18 protein-coding genes and 1 pseudogene are annotated in these 19185 nt (G+C 36.7%); 5 read left to right on the top strand and 14 right to left on the bottom strand.

What is annotated here, in order from left to right; translation table 11 throughout:
* Positions 1-2: 2 nt before the first annotated feature.
* The 4 genes from AC0KTX_RS05695 to AC0KTX_RS05680 form a co-directional block, all read right to left on the bottom strand.
* Positions 3-1016 (bottom strand): carbohydrate kinase family protein, encoded by a 1014-nt coding sequence (locus AC0KTX_RS05695; RefSeq protein WP_474251273.1) that lies wholly within the window; start codon positions 1014-1016, stop codon positions 3-5.
* A 43-nt stretch (positions 1017-1059) separates the two neighbouring features.
* On the bottom strand, positions 1060-2058 hold the full coding sequence (locus AC0KTX_RS05690) for an ABC transporter permease (RefSeq protein WP_474251272.1): 999 nt from the start codon (positions 2056-2058) through the stop codon (positions 1060-1062).
* 1 nt (position 2059) lies between these two features.
* Positions 2060-3529: a sugar ABC transporter ATP-binding protein gene (locus tag AC0KTX_RS05685; protein WP_474251338.1), complete on the bottom strand. Its 1470-nt coding sequence runs from the start codon at positions 3527-3529 to the stop codon at positions 2060-2062.
* Positions 3530-3625: 96 nt separating this feature from the next.
* Entirely contained in the window at positions 3626-4588 is a 963-nt protein-coding gene (locus tag AC0KTX_RS05680; protein WP_474251271.1) for a substrate-binding domain-containing protein, read from the bottom strand.
* A gap of 746 nt (positions 4589-5334) precedes the next feature.
* On the opposite strand from AC0KTX_RS05680, the gene AC0KTX_RS05675 reads away from it, so the two are divergent.
* Positions 5335-6099, top strand: coding sequence for a DeoR/GlpR family DNA-binding transcription regulator (locus AC0KTX_RS05675; protein WP_474251270.1), 765 nt, complete (start codon positions 5335-5337; stop codon positions 6097-6099).
* Between the two features lie 489 nt (positions 6100-6588).
* Here the strand turns inward: AC0KTX_RS05675 and AC0KTX_RS05670 are convergent, their stop codons facing one another.
* The 7 genes from AC0KTX_RS05670 to AC0KTX_RS05640 all read right to left on the bottom strand — a co-directional run bounded on the left by AC0KTX_RS05670 (position 6589) and on the right by AC0KTX_RS05640 (position 12706).
* Positions 6589-7269: a transaldolase family protein gene (locus AC0KTX_RS05670; protein ID WP_474251269.1), complete on the bottom strand. Its 681-nt coding sequence runs from the start codon at positions 7267-7269 to the stop codon at positions 6589-6591.
* Between the two features lie 65 nt (positions 7270-7334).
* Entirely contained in the window at positions 7335-7700 is a 366-nt protein-coding gene (locus tag AC0KTX_RS05665; RefSeq protein WP_063388881.1) for a PTS glucitol/sorbitol transporter subunit IIA, read from the bottom strand.
* Between the two features lie 84 nt (positions 7701-7784).
* Entirely contained in the window at positions 7785-8804 is a 1020-nt protein-coding gene (gene srlE, locus AC0KTX_RS05660) for a PTS glucitol/sorbitol transporter subunit IIB (RefSeq protein WP_063388882.1), read from the bottom strand.
* Between the two features lie 20 nt (positions 8805-8824).
* A complete protein-coding gene (srlA, locus tag AC0KTX_RS05655; protein ID WP_474251268.1) occupies positions 8825-9379 on the bottom strand; it encodes a PTS glucitol/sorbitol transporter subunit IIC in 555 nt (184 codons plus the stop codon).
* 13 nt (positions 9380-9392) lie between these two features.
* Entirely contained in the window at positions 9393-9845 is a 453-nt protein-coding gene (locus AC0KTX_RS05650; protein ID WP_186439333.1) for a transcriptional regulator GutM, read from the bottom strand.
* A 4-nt stretch (positions 9846-9849) separates the two neighbouring features.
* Positions 9850-11787, bottom strand: coding sequence for a BglG family transcription antiterminator (locus tag AC0KTX_RS05645; RefSeq protein WP_474251267.1), 1938 nt, complete (start codon positions 11785-11787; stop codon positions 9850-9852).
* Positions 11788-11905: 118 nt separating this feature from the next.
* Positions 11906-12706 (bottom strand): SDR family oxidoreductase, encoded by an 801-nt coding sequence (locus tag AC0KTX_RS05640; RefSeq protein ID WP_474251266.1) that lies wholly within the window; start codon positions 12704-12706, stop codon positions 11906-11908.
* Between the two features lie 777 nt (positions 12707-13483).
* On the opposite strand from AC0KTX_RS05640, the pseudogene AC0KTX_RS05635 reads away from it, so the two are divergent.
* Together AC0KTX_RS05635 and AC0KTX_RS05630 are read left to right on the top strand one after the other, a co-directional pair.
* Positions 13484-13716: pseudogene (locus AC0KTX_RS05635) on the top strand (TNT domain-containing protein).
* A gap of 36 nt (positions 13717-13752) precedes the next feature.
* A complete protein-coding gene (locus AC0KTX_RS05630) occupies positions 13753-13980 on the top strand; it encodes a hypothetical protein (RefSeq protein WP_474251265.1) in 228 nt (75 codons plus the stop codon).
* Between the two features lie 194 nt (positions 13981-14174).
* Here AC0KTX_RS05630 and AC0KTX_RS05625 read toward each other — a convergent pair whose 3' ends face one another.
* Positions 14175-14417: a hypothetical protein gene (locus AC0KTX_RS05625; RefSeq protein ID WP_474251264.1), complete on the bottom strand. Its 243-nt coding sequence runs from the start codon at positions 14415-14417 to the stop codon at positions 14175-14177.
* An 830-nt stretch (positions 14418-15247) separates the two neighbouring features.
* On the opposite strand from AC0KTX_RS05625, the gene AC0KTX_RS05620 reads away from it, so the two are divergent.
* Positions 15248-15436 (top strand): ArpU family phage packaging/lysis transcriptional regulator, encoded by a 189-nt coding sequence (locus tag AC0KTX_RS05620; protein WP_474251263.1) that lies wholly within the window; start codon positions 15248-15250, stop codon positions 15434-15436.
* 381 nt (positions 15437-15817) lie between these two features.
* Here the strand turns inward: AC0KTX_RS05620 and AC0KTX_RS05615 are convergent, their stop codons facing one another.
* A complete protein-coding gene (locus AC0KTX_RS05615; protein ID WP_474251262.1) occupies positions 15818-16297 on the bottom strand; it encodes a hypothetical protein in 480 nt (159 codons plus the stop codon).
* A 123-nt stretch (positions 16298-16420) separates the two neighbouring features.
* Between AC0KTX_RS05615 and AC0KTX_RS05610 the strand changes: the two genes are divergently transcribed.
* Positions 16421-16651: a hypothetical protein gene (locus AC0KTX_RS05610; protein WP_474251261.1), complete on the top strand. Its 231-nt coding sequence runs from the start codon at positions 16421-16423 to the stop codon at positions 16649-16651.
* Positions 16652-17278: 627 nt separating this feature from the next.
* Here AC0KTX_RS05610 and AC0KTX_RS05605 read toward each other — a convergent pair.
* The coding region (locus tag AC0KTX_RS05605) for a beta-galactosidase small subunit-related protein (protein WP_474251260.1) at positions 17279-19185 on the bottom strand (1907 nt) is incomplete at its 5' end.

Here is a 19185-nt window from a genome sequence, read left to right as displayed (position 1 = left end):
CATTAAATGTCCATTTTTGATCTTTTTGGAACCTCTTGATACATCAATATCAATTCCTCATAACTTTTGATACCTGATGTACTGTCTTCTGCAAGTAATGATGATGCCGCAGCAGCTGTTGCAATTTCCATAGAGTGTTCAATAGAAAAACCATTTAAAGCTCCGTACAGAATTCCAGACACATATGCATCTCCTGCGCCTACTGTTCCCTTTATTAAACGCTTTTCTATTAAAAGGGAAGGAATACTATAATATTGATTGCCGTCATATCCAAAACTTCCTTCAGGTGAATGAATAATAACCCAATCTTTCACACCAAACCTTTTTAATTGATCCAGTACCTCTTTCATACGATTCGTCCGCAATTCACCATTTAAATTTCGCAAATCTATTCCGACCGTTCTTCCTGCTTCTATTTCATTAATAACGCAATAATTTGTAAACTTTAAACTAGGCGGAACAACCTTTTGATATCGATCACTATTCTCACTCACAATATCAATTGAAGTTTTTATTCCTGAATCCTGAGCTTCTTTTAACAATTTCGCTAATTTTGTTCCATATTTTTCATCTTCCTGATCCAATGCATCCAGCAATAATAAATAAGCGACATGTAAAATATCCGATTTCAAGTTTTCTATCTTTAAAACTTGTTCATCAAATAGTACTGAATTCCCTTTATAAGTAAAAAAAGTTCGGCTATTATCGACTTCATCAGATATTACATCTGTAAAAGGCGTCTCCCCAATATATTGCACGTTGTCCATAGATATATTTTTGAATCTTCGAAAATATCTCCTTATAAAATTGCCTCTTTCATCATTTCCTATTAACGTTACTATTTCGATTGGCAATTTTTTATCAATTTTTGACAATGCAACTGAACAATTTGATACTGCTCCCCCAATTGATTGTTGCACACTCGTAATTGACGAGAGTTCAGATTTTTTCGGAAAACCTTTGACTCTTTTAATTGTATCTACTGCTATGGTGCCGGCAATAGCAATACCTTTCACTAAAATAATCCCTCCATTCAAAGGAATAACGGATGAAGGTTATTTATGATTCTTTTTTTCTTTTCTTGATTTCATCTGCATAAACTGCAATCAGGATAACAAACCCCTTTACAATGTATTGCCAAAAAGAATTAACACCTAATAAATTTAGTCCATTGCTTAAAACACCTATAATGAGAGCACCTATCACCGTGCCGCCAATTCGGCCTGACCCGCCAGCAAAACTCGTACCACCTAATACTACTGCAGCAATTGCATCCAGTTCAGCACCCATCCCTGCAGTTGGTTGGCCGGAAAACATCCTTGAGGATAATACAATGCCAGCAAATCCAGCCATTAAACCACTAAATGTATAGACAAAAAGTTGCACTTTTTTAATATTAATTCCCGAAAATCTTGCTGCTTGTATATTTCCGCCTACAGCGTACATATATCTGCCTAGCTTAGTTTTGTTCATAATGACAGCAGAAATGACCAAAATGACTATTAAATACAAAACTGGCGTAGGCAAAACACCTCCAATATAGCCTGATCCAATATAGTTAAAGGAATCGGAGACAACTCTGACAGGTTTTCCATCAGTGTAAACATAAGCAATTCCTCTAGCGATATTCATTGTTGCCAGTGTAACAATAAATGGCGGAATCCAAGTATTTGAGACGACAAAACCATTAAAGAAACCGAAAATCATCCCTACAAGCAATCCAATGATAACAGCCAGCCAGACAGGCGTTCCTTCAAATGCAATTAAACTTGTCGTCACTACTCCGGAGACAGCAATGATAGATCCTACGGATAAATCAATTCCCCCAATGATAATAATCATTGTCATTGCAATCGCAATATATAAGTTTGTAGATGTTTGTCTTAAAACATTTAATAAGTTTTGAGTTGTTAAAAAATTAGGATTTAAAATGGCAATTATAACACATAATAAAACAAAACCTATCAATATTCCTATATTATCTTTTATATATCTTGTAACAGGGTTATTGGTCATTGTATTTTTTGAATCCATCCTGTAGTTTAACGAAGGCAACATATTATTCCCCTCCAGTGGCATAGTACATGATCTTTTCTTGAGTTGCTTCTTTTCTCTCTAAAATTCCAGCAATTTTTCCATTGCACATTATCACAACACGATCACTCATATTAATAATTTCCGGCAACTCTGAAGATACCATGATGATAGCAACACCTTCTTTTACTAGCCTGTTCATAATGGAATAAATTTCTGCTTTGGCGCCAACATCGACGCCTCTCGTCGGTTCATCTAAGATTAACACTTTAGGTTTCGTTGCAAGCCATTTAGAAATCAATACTTTTTGTTGGTTTCCTCCGCTTAAATTAATTACTGTCTGCTCTGAACTTGATGTTTTAATTGAAAGATAATTAATATACTTATTTACAACGCTTTTCTCAAATTTATAATCTACTTTCAAAAATTTGATTATTTGGTTGAGGATATTAATGGTCGTATTGTACGTCACCGTATTGTTTAAAAATAATCCTTCTTCTTTTCTGTTTTCTGGAACATAAACGATTTGATTTTTGATTGCATCTCTAGGACTTTTATGGTTGGTTTTCTTTCCGTTAATCAATATTTCCCCTTTTTCAAATGTATCTAATCCAAAAATGCATTTCATCAGTTCGGATCTGCCAGCGCCAACTAATCCAGCAAAGCCAAGAATCTCCCCTTTTTTCAATGAAAAATTTATATTTTCTAACATGTTTTTCTTGGAAAGATGTCGAACTTCTAAGATTGGTTTTCCAGGAGGCAAATAATCTCTTATATAGAAATTTTTTAATTCACGCCCAACCATCATGGCAATTAATTCATCAATGTTTGTGTTGTTTGTTTTTACCGTTCCGATATACGTGCCATCTCGCATAACAGTAATCCGGTCTGAAATCGCAAACAATTCACTCATTCTATGAGAAATATAAATAATCCCAACACCATGTTTTTTTAAATTTTTAATGATTTCAAATAGAAACTCGACTTCTTTTTCTGATAAAGAAGACGTTGGTTCATCCATTACAATGATCTTAGCTTCAAATTTCACCGCTTTGATAATCTCAACAATTTGTTGCTGAGCAACTGTTAATTTATGGATGGGTGTTTTGGCATCGATATGAATGTTAAAACTATCAAGAAACAGCTGAGCACTTTCAAACATTTCTTTTGTATGAATCCAGCCAGTCTTTGTTGAAATTTCCCTACCTAGAAAAATATTTTCAGCTACTGTTAAATGAGGAACTAGTACAATTTCTTGATGAATAATGCTAATCCCGTTTTTGTGTGCATCTTTGACATCTTTTATTTGAACAGGTTTTCCTTCTATCACGATTTCCCCTTCATCAGCACTATAGATGCCTCCAAGGATTTTCATTAAAGTCGATTTGCCGGCTCCGTTTTCCCCCAGCAGCGCATGAACTTCACCTTTTTCCAGTTCAAAAAAGGCATTTTTCAATGCATAGACACCTGAAAACTGCTTTGCTATATTTCTCATTTCTAACAGTTTCCCATTCATGCTTTCACCCCGATCATTACATAATAGGATGATCTAGCCCGTTAGAACGTAGATCATCCTATTCTCTTGTTTCATTTATTGCCAACCATCCACGCCATATTGATCAACATTATCTTTATTAATTAAGAATGTTTCGACTGGTGTTCTTTTTTCAAATTTTTCATCGTTCATCACTTTATAAGCAACCTCAGCCGATTTCACACCTATTTGAATAGGTGATTGAGCCCCAGTTCCCACTAGTTGACCACCGGAAGCAATTTCTTTTTTCGCATCTGGCGAACCGTCTACTCCATAAATGACAATATCTTTTAAATTTGCAGCTTTAACGGCTGCCAAAGCTCCTAAAGCTGTAGGATCATTTCCGCCCATAATGGCCATAATATCCGGATGTGCTCTAAGGATATCTTCTGTTTTATTTAACGCCGTCTGCAAATCCCCTTTTGCATCTTGTTGGGCAACGATTTCAAAATTTTTTCCTTCAATCGCTTCTAAAAACCCGGCAACCCTGTCATTTATTGAATTCATTGTTGGACTATCAAGAATGGCAATTTTGCCACCGTCAGGGAATCGTTTAACCAAATCTTCACCTACTACTTTTCCAGCATTTTTATTATCAGAGCCAACATAGGCTGTAACATAATCAAAATCCTTTACTTCGGTATCAAAATTAATAATTGGTATATCAGCTTCTTTCAACATTTCTAATGCCGGCCGAATTCCTTCCCAGTCAACAGGGTTTAAAAAAATGGCATCTATTCCTTGCGTGATCATATCTTCAATTTGATTGATCTGTAAAGAAACATCCATTGCAGGATCCATTGTAATCAACTTATCACCGCGTTTTTCAACTTCTTTCCGTATCGATTCTTCCAAAACTTGAAAGAAAGGGTTATTCATTGTCATACATGTATAGCCAAAAACAAGCTGTTTGTCCTCAGAATCTTTACTCGAACTATCTCCTCCAGATGAAGTAGTATTACAAGCTGAAAGGCTAAATGAAAATATTGCAATCACCAACAAAAAAAATAATTTTTTCATTTATTTTCCCCCTTTTAACTTTCCATCCCCAAAATTTTTGCTTTTAAGCAACTTTATTAAAACGCTTACATTTTTTTAAATAAACTTAATTGCAAATTTCTTAACCTATTTAATTCAACTGGGCATTGCCTGTCGGTCTCCTAATTTCTCATTTAGAAGCCCATGTGGCCATTGGACATCATTATAATTCAACACCACGTATACAGTATTTTTCTAATCACCGCTTTAGACATTATCTCACTCCTCTTCAAACACAAAATGTTATTTTTAAACATAATATAATTTAAAAAATAACAATAGTCAATAAGTTTTGATAATTTTAACAATAATTTCAACAGTAAAAAACAAATCCATATAATCCACTTGTTTTTATTAGTAAATTAAATGTTTAAGAAAGATTTGGATGTGCTACAATGTTAAAATTTATACTAAAAAGGTTATTTATAAACATTTAATTGTTTAGACAAAACAAAATGGTTGTATATTTTAACAAAACCAAATTATAAGGTTAAATGAGTATGTAAAAAAATTCGTCCTAAGACGATAGATAAACAAAAAAGTATTTCTAGAATATGTTTCTGATTTCCACCAAAAAAATAAAAGAGATTATGAAAGCTTTCCACAGCCTCTTGTCAGTAACAAAAATGGAAATTATCAATTGGATCTAATCCATTAAATACCCACTATTAAATTTTTTTCAATTTGTTTGTTAAAATAATATGTAAGAAATAAACAAGGGTGAGGTTATGTATAACAAGTCGAGTCAAATGAACAAACGTCAACAAAAAATTTTTAAGATGTTGGAAAAGAATTTTGAAGTAAAGATTACAGATCTTAGTGAACACTTTGGAGTTACTGAAATGACAATACGACGAGACTTAGAGAAAATGGAAAAAATGGGTCTACTTAAACGAACTTTTGGCGGAGCTATCCTTGTTGTCAAAGAGGATACAATCCGATTACGAAACAGTATTCATTATGAAGAAAAAGTTCGTATTGGGAAGAAAGCGGCTGAACTGATTCGTGATGGCGAATCTATCTTTATTGACGGAGGAAGCACTACTTTACAAATTGCAAGGCACTTGTCTCCTTCAAAACAAATTACGGTAGTAACCAACGCTCTCAACGTAGCAGCGGAATTACTAGACAAAGGTGTAACTACCTTGTTGACCGGTGGTATCTTGATGAACTCAACCGCATCAATGGTTGGTCCAATCGCTTATGCAACATTGTCGACAATGGCCTTTGATCGTGCATTTTTAGGAGCTTCAGGTGTGTCAGATGTTCATGGGTACAGCAATTCAAACAATTACGAAACGGAGATCAAAAAACTTGTCATCAGTTGTACCAACGAAGTTAATATTGTTGTTGACCACAGCAAATTTGGCGTTAAATCTCTATTCTCATTCGCCGATTTGAGCCAAGCAGATCGTATTATTACAGATGCAATGCCTGCAGAATCACTTCAGTTCGCATGCTCAGAATCAAATGTTTTAATTGAAATTGCCTAACCTAGATACAATTTAATTGGAGAAAGATGAGAGCAGCCTGTATTTATTTTATTTTGTAGAGTGTTAAAACTGCATCCAGACATTCTATGTCGTGGTATAGAAACAAAGAAATAAAAAAATCGAGGACGTTCGGGAATACATCCTCCAGATTATCACAAACAGACGGTGTGTTTTTAATTTTCCCGTATACGAATAACTATTTTTTATGAGCAACCGGCTCATTTCGTTATTTCCTTGATTTTTAAACTCCCCTATCTCACCTCGGCTGTTTTTAACTTTTCTTTTTTGTCAAAAACAAACACCCCCGTAAATCAAAATTAAAACTTCGATTCAGGGGGTGTTTGTTCATTGCTTCTATTTGCGCGCTTACGCTTCGGAGGGTTTCGTGCAAACCAAAGCTGCTGCTAAAATATTTGATTTATCCCTGCTTTTTTAAAATCAATAAAAATCATTGCAGGCAATTCCTTTTTGCTTTTGTATTTCCTGCTCTTAGCCGTCTAATAAAGTTTTATTGTCCATTCCATAGGCTCTCTGCCATTCCTCTTTAAATTTTAAAACATCTATTGAAGTAGCAGGAAAAGCAATCAATTTTTCGATCAGATCAGGTTCAACGGTGACTGTTTGGGCTCCCGCAAGACAGGCATCATGTATTTGCTGAACATTTTTAAAACTAGCTGCGACAATTTCCGTTGAGAGGCCATAAGCTGCAAATAATTCTGCAATTTCTGCAACAACCTTTACGCCATTGCCGGCTAAATTATCGATTCGATTTACATATGGCGCTACATATTTCGCACCAGCTAAGGCAGCGATCAGGCCTTGAAAAGGAGTGTAAATGGTTGTCGCGAGCGTGGGAAGATTTTCCACAGAAAGCAGCTTTATCGCTTTTATACCCTCAACAGTTACAGGGATTTTTACAACGACATTCCCGCTTAGCCGGTTATTGATAAATCGTGCCTCTTCCACCATTTCCTCAGCTGTTTGGCCAATAACTTGCACAAACAATTCTTTTTCATCGCCGATGATTTGCCTAATTTCTTTAAGCAAATCTAAGTAAGGGCGTTGTTCTTTTGTAACAATGGATGGATTGGTGGTAACACCTGCTATCGGGAAATATTCATTTATGTAAGTAATTTTTTTTACGTTTGCTGAATCTATATAGAGTCTCATTTTTCCCCTCCTATTTGAAAAAAGTCGGATGAATAGCCAATGATGAATGGAAAATATCAAAATTTTTATTCACTTGCAATCTTTATTTCGGTATTCAATCCAATTTCAGGGATATCTTTATTTTCCAAGTACAAAGTGCCCGGCAGTTCCGGTGTTGTCGATCCGTCAAAGCGCAAAGTAATATGCCCCAATGTTGTTAAGTTTCTTTGCACAGCATCGCCGACAGACGTGATCTCAAATTTTTCATTATTAATATAAAGCTTCTGTCCAGCTTGAATGACTCCTTCCGCCTTTACGACATCAATGACATAACAAAAATCTTTCAGATCCTGCGGTGCTTCATTGCCAAATAAAATAATCATTTTCTCTTTCAAAAAATGATCGGCCATTGTTCCGATTCCTTTTATTTTATTCTTATAAATGATTGTCATAAAGTCGGCACAAACCTGTTACGGTTGTGCCTTCCCTCCCATATGTCAGATTTTTGCAAAACTCATGATGTTATAATTACAAATTTACGAATCATAAAGTCCGAAGCTTGCCAGCCAAGCGACAAACACCCTTGGAACCCCGATTAAGAATCTTGAATAAAGGACGGACGGTACACCGACCTCTACTGTTTCAGGTTCTGCTTCTGCAAGTCCTAAACCTACAGGTATAAAGTCACAGGCGTTTTGCGTATTGATGGCAAACAATGCTGGCAGCGCCAAGTTTGGCGGGATATTCCCTTTGCCAATTTCCACTCCAATCAGCGTCCCGATAATCTGAGCGATTACTGCTCCAGGTCCAAGTAAAGGTGATAAAAATGGCAATGAACAGATAAACCCGATTAAGAGCAATCCCCATATATCGCCAGCCAGCGGCGACATGATCTTGGCAAATACGTTTCCGATTCCTGAACCTTGAATAATTCCAATCAGCAATGATACAAAAGCCATGAACGGAATAATCGTGTTAATCATTGTTTGCACTGCTTCACGTCCTGCTTGATAGAACGTGCTAATGACTTTTCCTGCGCCAAGTCCAATTTTCGTTAGTAAGTTTTTATTGGAGCTTGCTGCCATTGTTTCAGAAATCTTTTTATCACTGCTATATTTAAACTCTCTTTCAGGTTTTTCTTCCGGAATTTTTTCTTCAGCCGGAGCCGCCTCTCTAGCACTCTCTTCAACGGGCTGAATTTGATCCAACCCCACATCTGAAACGTAAATATCTTCCGTAATATATTGAGCCAACGGTCCGCTTTTTCCTGTTGGCATAATATTGACAGTTGGAATGCGTTTTTGCGGATAGATGCCGCAGCGTAATGTACCGCCGCAATCAATAATTGCAAGCGCAATCTCTTCATCCGGTACTGATGTTTTAAAACCGTTGACCGGCTCGGCACCTGTCAGTTCAGCAATTTTGTCTACAATTTCAGGCTTTGCTCCTCCGGTAATATAAACAATTTTATTTCTTTTTTCCGTCGGTGTAATGATGAGCGGCCCGCCAAAACCGCCGCTGCCCTTCACAATTTTTATCGACCGATATTTAGCCATTTCCTATTCCTCCTCCTTTTCTAACGATGATGTAACGTTACTTCTGTTTTCAATTTAATATTTTGTTGTTTTTCTACTATTTTAGTTGTAAAATCTGTAATCCAGCCTGCGAAGAAGTTCATTACGAGACCGACAAGGAAATAACGGACAGCCAATTCTGCAGTGCTTAAACCTAGTTTCTCAATTCCAGCCGCAATACCGAGCCAAATAAATAATTCCCCTGGGTTTATATGTGGAAATAAACCGTTGCTGGTATGGCAAAAATATGCACCTGAAGCGAAATAGCTCGGTTTATATCTTTCCGGCAAAAAACGTCCTAATGACAACGCCATTGGGTTCCCTAGCATAAAGGAACCGACAAGCGGCAAGACTAAATATCTTAACAACGGGATTTTAGAAGATGCCATTGCAAGTTTATTGACCCGCTTTTCTCCAATAAGCTGAATGAATGTATTCATACAAACCATCAATAGCAACACAAGTGGAACAATGCTTTGCATCCACGAAATAAATGTTTCTGCGCCAGTTTTAAACAAATTCATAAAACCTTCAGCAATCGTAACAATAATATCCACGTTCCTCACCTCTTCATGATTTTTTTACCGAAACAATGTTTTCTGCCTGCATCATGATTCGTTTAAAGATACTCGGCTTTTCGGGAATTTCCCCGCCGCTCATAATAATCTTATAATTGCTGACCGCATCCAAAATAGCTGATTTCAATAGTTTGTTGCAATGAGCCATATCGGCTTCTCCAAGCGTCTTTATATTTTTGCCCGTAAAGCCTTTCAATTCCCGAACTTTCGCTAAAACTGTAACCCCTTGTATTTTCATTGCTTTCAGAATCTTCCCGCTGTCGGAAACGGCAAATAATACAATGGTGCCCGCCCGAATTCTGCCGGGGCGCTTTCCGATTGCCACTTTTCCAATCTTTCGCAGCTCTATATACGCTTTGGCAAAATGTTTAATTTGAAAATAACCTAATGCCAATTGCACGATAAATGCTCCTGCTATAAAAAGCATAATGATGATCAATTGCATCCTATCACATCCCTAAGATTGATGATGAACTGCTTGCTTGTTCGAGGCATTTTGTAAAATCTTCGTAGCTGGCTGCATCGGCCAATTCCTCTACCTGTTTCTGATCAGAGGCGATTTTGATGATTTCATCGTAAATTTTAATCAGGAGGCTTGCATCATTATCGGCTTTTTCCGGTATTCCCAACAGAAAGACAAGCTTGATTTCCTTCCCGTCAACCACTGCTTTTTCAGGAAAAACACCGATCGCCATTTCAATCTGATTGGACTTGTAGTTAACTGTATGCGGCAAGGATATATACCGGTCAAAAACCATTGATCCTTTCTCTTCCCTTTCTCTCAGCCTCTCTTTAAACCCTTCGTCCAAATAGCCTTTCTTGACTAAAACGTCGATCATATCATTCACATTTTCGTGGTAGCCTTTATTTGTATCTAAGACGAAGAATTTATCTTTGTTGAGTAAAAGTTTTAAAATTGAACGGTGATTGCCAAAATCTTTCATTTTAAATTTTTTCCGATAGGTCATCTTTTCTATTTGCCTAGAAACACTCGCTTCGTCAAAGATTTCGTTAATTATGATGACAGGTGGATCAATTGCAAAATGAAGCTTTACTGTTGAAAAGACCATATCGTATTGATTCAAAAGCTCTTTTGAAATTTCAATTTCAGAGTAAATATCAATTTGAGTATTTGGATTTAATATGCGCTGCAGTTGAATAGAGACTAATTTGGCAGATCCCCGCCCGGTTCCGCAAATGACCGCAACTTTTTTTAAAGCTCTCGTTATTTCATCATGTTGGGCAATGAATACTCCGAAATACAAGGATAGGTAGCCAAGCTCATCTTCAGGAACCTTCAGTCCATACTCTTTCTCAATTACTTGCCCGGCAATTTCGGCCAATTTAAAGGCGACAGGATACTTCTCCTTCACATCAGCCAGCTGCGGATTTTTCAAACGCACATCAAACATCAAGCGGTTCAGCATAAATGTTAAATGATACAGAATATCTTTGAAAAATGTTTCATTTTCGAAAATAATGCTTTTATCAAACCCTACTTGTTCGATTATTAAGTCCAAGAGACGTTTAATATCATCGGAAATTGTAATATCTGCAATTGTTCGAATGTTTGTCGGCGTTCTTCTTCCCGCGATCGGCAATGTTATAAACAGTATTTCAGGTTGTGAAATTTCAACCGGCAAATGCCGTTCGATTGCGGAAACGATTTCTGAAGCAATCGAATAGTCCTGCGTATTTAATAGTTTGTTATATTTTTCATCCAATTCCGTAAGAGGATGATTTTTTATAAAACGATCCAACATGACAATAATAAATTGCATTAACTTTTTTTGGGTGGTAGACTCTAAATTGTAGTGATTGGCAATCTTCATTATTTCTTCTTTAATATCTTCATCCAGCGGGTAATCCCCGTATAAATAGTCATAGACGTTATCTAATATAAAAAAACGGATATCCAGTTCATTTCCTTTCAGGATCATCCCGCTGTTCGGTTTTCCATGAATGGCTAAATTGTAAGATTCCAACGCTACGGTAGCTTTTTTTATTTCCTTTACAAGAGTTGTTCTCCCCAGATTCATGTCAAAAGCGAGTTCATCCAGCGTATTCCTTCCTTTGCTGTTGATTAATCGATCAATGATAAAAGCGATACGCCTTTGTGATGAATCCAGCATGTTTTTCTTCTTAGAAACGGTTTCAATGAAATCATCAAACATATGGCCATCTTCAATAAACAAATGGTAGCCTTTTCCCTTTTCGTTTTTGATGGCTGCAATTCCATTCAGTTCGCTGTTTAACTGCTTAATATAATTGCGGATTGTTCTCGTGCTGACCCCCAATGAGTTGGCAAGATAATCCAAAGAACAATAAGATTTTTTTTGAAACGTTTCTAGCATTTGAACAACACGGCTATCAATTGTAAAATCCAACAGTATTCACCACCTTTTACGTAAAAATAAAGTGACATAGTTTCGTCTATCAGTCAAAGGTAGTGATTGGAATTTTGTGATATTTCGTTATAGAACCATTTTTTAGGCTTCTGTGATCTTAACCGCGGGATTTGCCTCCAGAAATATTAACTGTCGTACCTGTAATATAACTTGCACGGTCTGAAGCCAAGTAAGAAACTAAATCGGCTATTTCCTTTAATTTTCCCGGACGCCCAAGAGGAATGGAATTGCTGTAATCCGTTGACAATTGATCAACTGAGACGCCTCGAGTATAAGCAAGCGCTTCATTATAAGCCTCTGACGTCAAGCCTGTCGGTTCGTTGATGCCAGGCGCCACCGCAACAACCCGGATATTGTATTTGCCGAGTTCTTTCGCCCACGAGCGAGTAAAAGCTATTAATGCTCCCTTTGTCGCAGCATAGCAGCTTTGGCCAGATGATCCTTCCTGTCCGGCTTCGGAAGCAATATTGATAATAACTCCTTTATTTTGTTTAATCATTTCCTTGGCAGACGCTTGTGCACAAAGGTAAGGACCTTTTTGATTGACAGCTACCATAAAGTCAAAATCTTTCTCATTCAACTCGTATTCAGGTTTTTCACCTTTGACATCGACTAACAGTCTTGGCAGGTTGACTCCGGCATTATTTACTAAAATATCCACTGAGCCGAATAATTTTACGGTTTCAGCCACCATTTTGTCAACGCTTTCTTTTTTTGTAACGTCACATTTTAGAAAATAAGAACCATTATCTTGCGGCCCTTTTTCTCCATTTAAATCGGCTACAACAACTTTTGCCCCATTTCGGATCAGTTCGTTTGTGATATGTAATCCAATCCCAGAAGCACCACCTGTTACAATCGCCACCTTTCCTTCTAATTCAAGCCATGAGTCACTCATTACGATCTCCTCCTTTTGATCTAATCTCAATGCTTTTAGTGTAAAATGTTATTACCTTTTATTTAATACACAGTTTTTCACTTAAAATTGAAAAGGGGTGCATGAGAGGACTAAACGGCGGAAACAGCTTGGAACTGCCGAAATGAAAGAAAGTCTTACATGCTTTCAAGGGCGGCTGTAAGCCAAAAGACATATAAAAAAAGTACGAAGTAACGAGGAAACGAACCAATGAAAAGAGAAAAAGGGGTTCAGTGTCTCAGAGGAAATACCGTAATAAAAGCAAGTGCGCATTGTAACGAAATGTTATATGTTAATGAAACAAAATGGGATAAGCGCACGTTTTCAGCCAGCTGATAAATATATAGTTTTAGATTACAGGAAATCTATGACTTACAAACGAAAAAATAGTCTGTCCCATCAAATAAAGGATCAGACTATAAATCTCTAATTTTTAGTCAAAAAACGATCATTTCAACTTTTAGAAATAACGGAGCTGAAACAACTTTCATTCATAGTAAACCAAAAATAGAATCGTCGTTATAAAGGATAAAAGAGGCGAAGTGATTTATTCAAAAGATCAAACCTCAAACAGAGTTTTATAAAAAGACGAAATCAAGCCTAATCAAAGATTTAAAGAGAAATTTCATATAGCTATAGATAAAACGGGAACATATTATGTGACAGTCAACACTTCCAAATTATCTGAGAGCGAGGATGTTGAAGTAAAAGTTTTTCCATTAAGAACATAAGAATAAATGTTTGAGTGAACCCGAAACCATGATATTAAAGCCTGGCACAATTATTGATAAATTTGGATATGAGGGTGGAACGTTTGTTTCACCGTATGGTACATATGAAATGCGTGCATTAGCTCCTGAAACGTATTTAAACCCATATAAAGTTTATGTAGTTAAAAAACAATAGAAGTTAAGGCAGGTAAAATTGCTCCATGGTTTAATGAACCAGGTCTCGGTATTCAGTACGAACTTAACCAACCAGTAAAAAAATGAATAGGTAAGGAATACTTGGAAGGGTAGGAAAGACGTATGAAAAAAAATGAATTGCAACAATTGTTAATTAATGCTAATGTTCCAAAGGATTTATATAACTTAAATGGTGGATTACCTAATGAGGTATTTTGTTTAAATAAAGAAGATAATATTTGGGAAGTTTATTATAGTGAACGTGGTGTGAAATCACAATTAAAGAAATTTAAATCAGAAGATGAAGCATGTAATTATTTTTATAAAACAATTTTGGATTATCTGAATTAATAGCATTTGTCATTACTCTGGATCTAAGTCAAATTTTTGGACACAAAAAAGTTAATTTTTTAATTAAGTACCTGCCCATATTCATGCCTTTGAATTGAACATACTTAGTAAATTCTTCGCTTGTATATTGAGAACCTAGGTCAATATGAATGATAACGGAGTTTGAGTGTCATACGCATTTGCTAAAGCTTGAATCACCAGATCCATTGTGTCGTCTGCGAAAAGGAATAACCAATAACCTTTTTAGAATGCAGATATAACATCAACAGTTCTTTCACTGTATGGATAGAAGTAATATCTGATACCCATTTTTCATTAATGGAATTTGTCGAAAAATCCTGTTCTAATAGATTTTCTCGTTCTTTCACTCTTTGATTACTTGAATATGGACGGTATTTTTTTGAAATGATTGAACGAATTCCATCTTTTTCCATCAAACACTAGACTCTTTTTAGGCTCACCAAATAGCTTTTTTTTGAAGAGTGCTATGGATTTTGGGAGCATTATAGCGTTGTTTGCTTTTTGTATGAATTTCTATGATTTTGTCGGTTCATTCCTTGTTTTCCCGGTAACGATTCGACTCAACATGTTGAAGCGGTGGATAGTACGTACTTCTAGGTATTTCGAACACATTGCAAAGCATTTTAATGAAATACTGGTCTTTATGTTGATCAATCACAGAAATAAGCTCGTCTTGACTTACTTTTTTGCGAATATGGCCATAGCCTTTTTTAAAATGTCATTTTCCTCCTGAAGACGACGGATTTCTTTTTGCTGCTTACAACATCATCCGGAGTGACAGATGTTCCATCTTCCAAATCGATGGGGGATTATTGCTTAACCCATCTGTAGATTGATATATCTGATGCGCCATATTCGCTGCATAAATCTTTCACAGAGCTGCCAGTGTTGTAAAGACAACAACCATTTTTTTGGAGTCTTCATTAAATTTTTCCCAGTACCATGGTTACCCAAGGACACATCCTTTCATTTTTTATTAAGGTCAATTATATGAAAATTTAACTTAGATGTGTCCATGGAATTATACTAGCATCAAAGAAACAGTATGGTTAGAGCTTTGTGAATGTGTTCCAGAAGAAATGTTAAATGTTGATTTAATGTTGATAAACAGTATAGCGAAACTGTAAGAGAAGGTGAAAAACTTGTTACAAGGCATTTGCGTTGATACAGCTGCAACAACGGTGCTTGAGAAGGGGAAAATGTATTTTTCAAACGGCAAGATCATTATAACGAGTATCTCCCACGCGTGACGCAAACGTACTCTCTCGTGCCGCCGTCGCAGACAAATGTGTTTCACTCGTCTACGGAAAGTATGGCGATCAAGAAAGTGGACTTTGAGCGTGAAAGAGACGAGTACATGGAGAGAATACGCCGTGAGGTAAATAAACTCAATGCAATCGAAAGAGAAGTAATATTAAACGAAATATGTCTTTAGAGGAACCACGTGATTATGATATTTACAATGAAATGGGAATTAGCGAGGCGACATTTTATCGTATCCTTGAGAAGGCATTTTATAAGCTGGCTTTTGCTTTACGGATTGAGGTTTACAAAGAAGAAGAGACACTGTTTAGGTGTCTTTTTTAGTTTCTATATTGGCAAGGCAAATACTATCTTCTTATTATTTTTAGAGAATTAATGAGTGAACAACTTGAACTTATTATATTAGTTATTACAATCTACATGTTTTTCCCTCCGTTTGTTGTTAAATCAGCACAATGAAAATCAAATCCCTCTCAGATCGGGTTCCAGAACAGTGTATCAAATGTGTTTCTTTTATTGTCTATTTGTAAGGAGATAAAATACTGTTAATATGTTACTTTTTTACTATTAATTCATAAAGCCGTTTTGACCCAATATATACTACATGAATAGATAAATACATGAGGAACAAAAATAAGGAAACATAAAGACGACCTTTATCTGTCATTACAATTTCATTAAACACAAGAGAATAAATCAAAACATAAAAAAAGAAAAAGGCAAGCATCAGAAGCGCTTCAGAAAGAAAACCAAGAATTCCTTTCGAGCAGTTCAAGATTATAGAAAAAATCGTATCTACCACCCCTGTTATGACTAAAGTAGTTATAAAAAATTTTAGGATAATTTTGATAGAAGAAAAGGTTCCAAACGAATTAATACGGACATCGGTTGTCAACGAAATAAGATGCATTACTGAATAAAAAAGTAGGAAAGGCAACGAGATAATGGTTAAGCACATAAAGGATACAACTGTTATTGCAAAGATGTGATCTGAAACAGAATATTTATTTCTATCTTTTTCTTTTTTTATCATATGAAAAATTCCCCTTTTTAGTAAATTTATGTATTGGATAATATATGTTTATTTGGTAATATAATACATTAAATAAAATACTATAACTTTGGGGGAGCTTTCAATATAAAAAATAAAACTTTTATGAAAACAGTAATTTTTGCAACTTCATTTTCTATTTTGTGTACTACTTTTACACCTCTCTCATCTACTTTTGCTGCTGAAAATGATAATACAGCAGTAGTTAATAATCAGGTAACAAACGAAACACCTGAATCTCTACTAGAATATATAGAAATTGAAGGAGCCCCTAGTACTGTAGAAAATACTAGAGACTTTATTCAGTATGCTGCGACTACAGAGGAATTTCAATAGCTCAAGACGATGTAGCTCATGCTTCAGGAGTCGTAGGCAGAACACTAAAAGCTATTAAAGCATTTGGTTGGGTTGTAGAGTTGGGATTAAGAGCTGAATTTTGTGTAATAAGGAAGCGGTTGGATTGGCCGGGAATTTAGGTTTACTGGCCTGGAAGTATGATTTTACACAATAATTAGGACTTGGCCATCCCCAATGCCGAAGCGTTTAAAGGAAGATAGAAAGGGATCAAAAAAACCCAATTCAAATTAAAAGCAAGTGATACGAGCAAAAACAAGCAAGAAGAAATCAAAACGGATGAAAGCGAAGTAAGCAAGGCAGGTGGAAGGAAAAAGTGAAAATTAAATCCAGAATTTCATAATGGAATTACAACGGCAAATATCGATTTTATTAGCAGGGGCTGTCTCATAAGTCAATTTTTGGACTTATGGCGCCCCCTTTTTTGTTCTAGAAATCTTGATATATTAAGGTTTCTAATTTTTTCTGTGAAAAAGCCCCTTTTTGGACAGCCCCAAAGATGCCAAGAAAAAATCAGTTGCCTCCATCCTAAAAGAATTTTAGAATGAAGGCATCCTAAAGGAAAGCTTAAATATCGCATTTTGCCAGATCCATTCATTTAATTTACAGTCATTTGCTTTTTCTAACAGGTGTGATGATAAAGGAATACGCATATGCTTGGTTTGCATAAAGTGTGAATTCAGGATGTGTTTTTTGCCCCCAGCTGTCATCTCCTCCGACACCCATTTGCCGGTAATTTACGCGAATGACCGTTTTGGTGCTTTTCGGCAGTTTGTATGAATGGCTATGTTCTTCCAGTTCAAATGGCGTAAACGGCAGGGCATTGAATTCGATGGTTGGAAGCCCGGAAATTTTCAATCCCACTCCTTCTTCATCGGTGACGGCCGCCCACCTTACACCCGTTTTATTGCCGCATTCTTGCGGTTTTAAATAAGGTGTGTACTGATTTTCTACTTTTCCACGGTATATTCCGATTTTAGCGCCTCTTTCTCTATCAATATAATTTTCATGGGGGCCTTTTCCATACCATTCAATGTTTGCAAAATGAGAAGGCAGCGAAAACATGACGCCGATTTCCGGGATTTCCGGCAAGTTCTCGCCGGGAACCAATTGATAATTCACCTCCACCTCGCCCGCTTGATTGATCGTATAGCAAAGACTGCACTTCGACTCGTTTGCGGCCGGCAATCGATATGTGACGGAAACCTTAATCTGTCCATCCAATGGCTTCACTTCAAAAGCAGCGAGAACACGGTTGCTTGAGGCCTCTCGCCAAACAGCACTGCGGACATCTAGTTTGCTTCCTCTATCATTATCCGTCATGGCTCGCCAAAAGTTGGGCGAAACAGACGTTTTGAATAATTCTTTCCCTTCCAAAACATATGATTGAAGGTCGCCGCTTTGCTTGTCAAAACGCAGCGAGAAATGTTTCCCTATGATGATCAACTCTTGAGCTGTTTCCTTTACATCCAGCCCACCACGTTTCTCTTCCTTATTTTTTGCGCAAAGCGCCCTTTGAAGGATAAACTGCTCAAATGCAATTTCATGCCCTTTTTCAGCCCATAAATTGCCCTCTTTTAAATGAAGGCTGACAGTTGCAATGAGCTCCCCTTTGAAAGGTTTAAAATCTTCCTTCTTGAACCCGAGTTGAATTTCGCCGGCTGATCCGGGAGGGAGATTGATCTCGGCAGCACCGGATTTGATCACTTTTCCATCTTCAGCAATTTCAAAGCGGCATTCAAATTCTTGCAAGTTTGTAAATAAAAATTTGTTCTTAACGAAAATCTTTCCCTCATCCCAATTTGCATTGGAAAATTCAACATTTTGGTAGCATTTTTTCACTTCATAAATTTTTGGAGAAACGGCTCCGTCCGCAAATAGTAAACCGTTTCCGCAAAAATTCCCATCATTAGGAGTTTCGCCAAAATCACCGCCATATGCTAAAAATTCAATTCCATCCTCCGTTTTTGCTCTTAGTGCCTGATCTTTCCAATCCCAAATGAATCCGCCCTGCAAAATAGGATACTTATCAAACAATTCCGTATACTTGTAAAGGTTTCCGTTTGAATTTCCCATGGAATGGCTGTATTCACATAACAAATATGGCTTTGCCTGTTTCCCTGACTGTTCCGCCTCAATGGCATACTGCTCGACCTGCTGAGGCGAAATATACATCGTACTCTCAATGTCCGATGCCGCTTCCGATGCCCGATAATGAAATACCCCTTCATAATGAACAATTCTAGTCGGATCGTTTTCTTTCAAAAACTGATGCATTTTCAGAAAATTATCGCCTCCGAACGATTCATTTCCAAGCGACCAAATGATAACGGATGGATGGTTTTTATCGCGCTGAAACATCGAGTTGCAGCGATCCAATACATTCGCCGTCCATTCAGGCTTACTGCCGGGCACCGTGTCTCCCTCTTCTGTTTGCCCGTATTGCCATGTTCCGTGCGTTTCTAAATTGGTTTCATCAATAACATACAGGCCATACTCATCACATAAATCGTAAA

This window comes from Aeribacillus sp. JST-2 (assembly GCF_056032925.1).
Note: the sequence above shows the minus strand (reverse complement) of the source record. Positions and strands in the feature narration are given on the sequence as shown.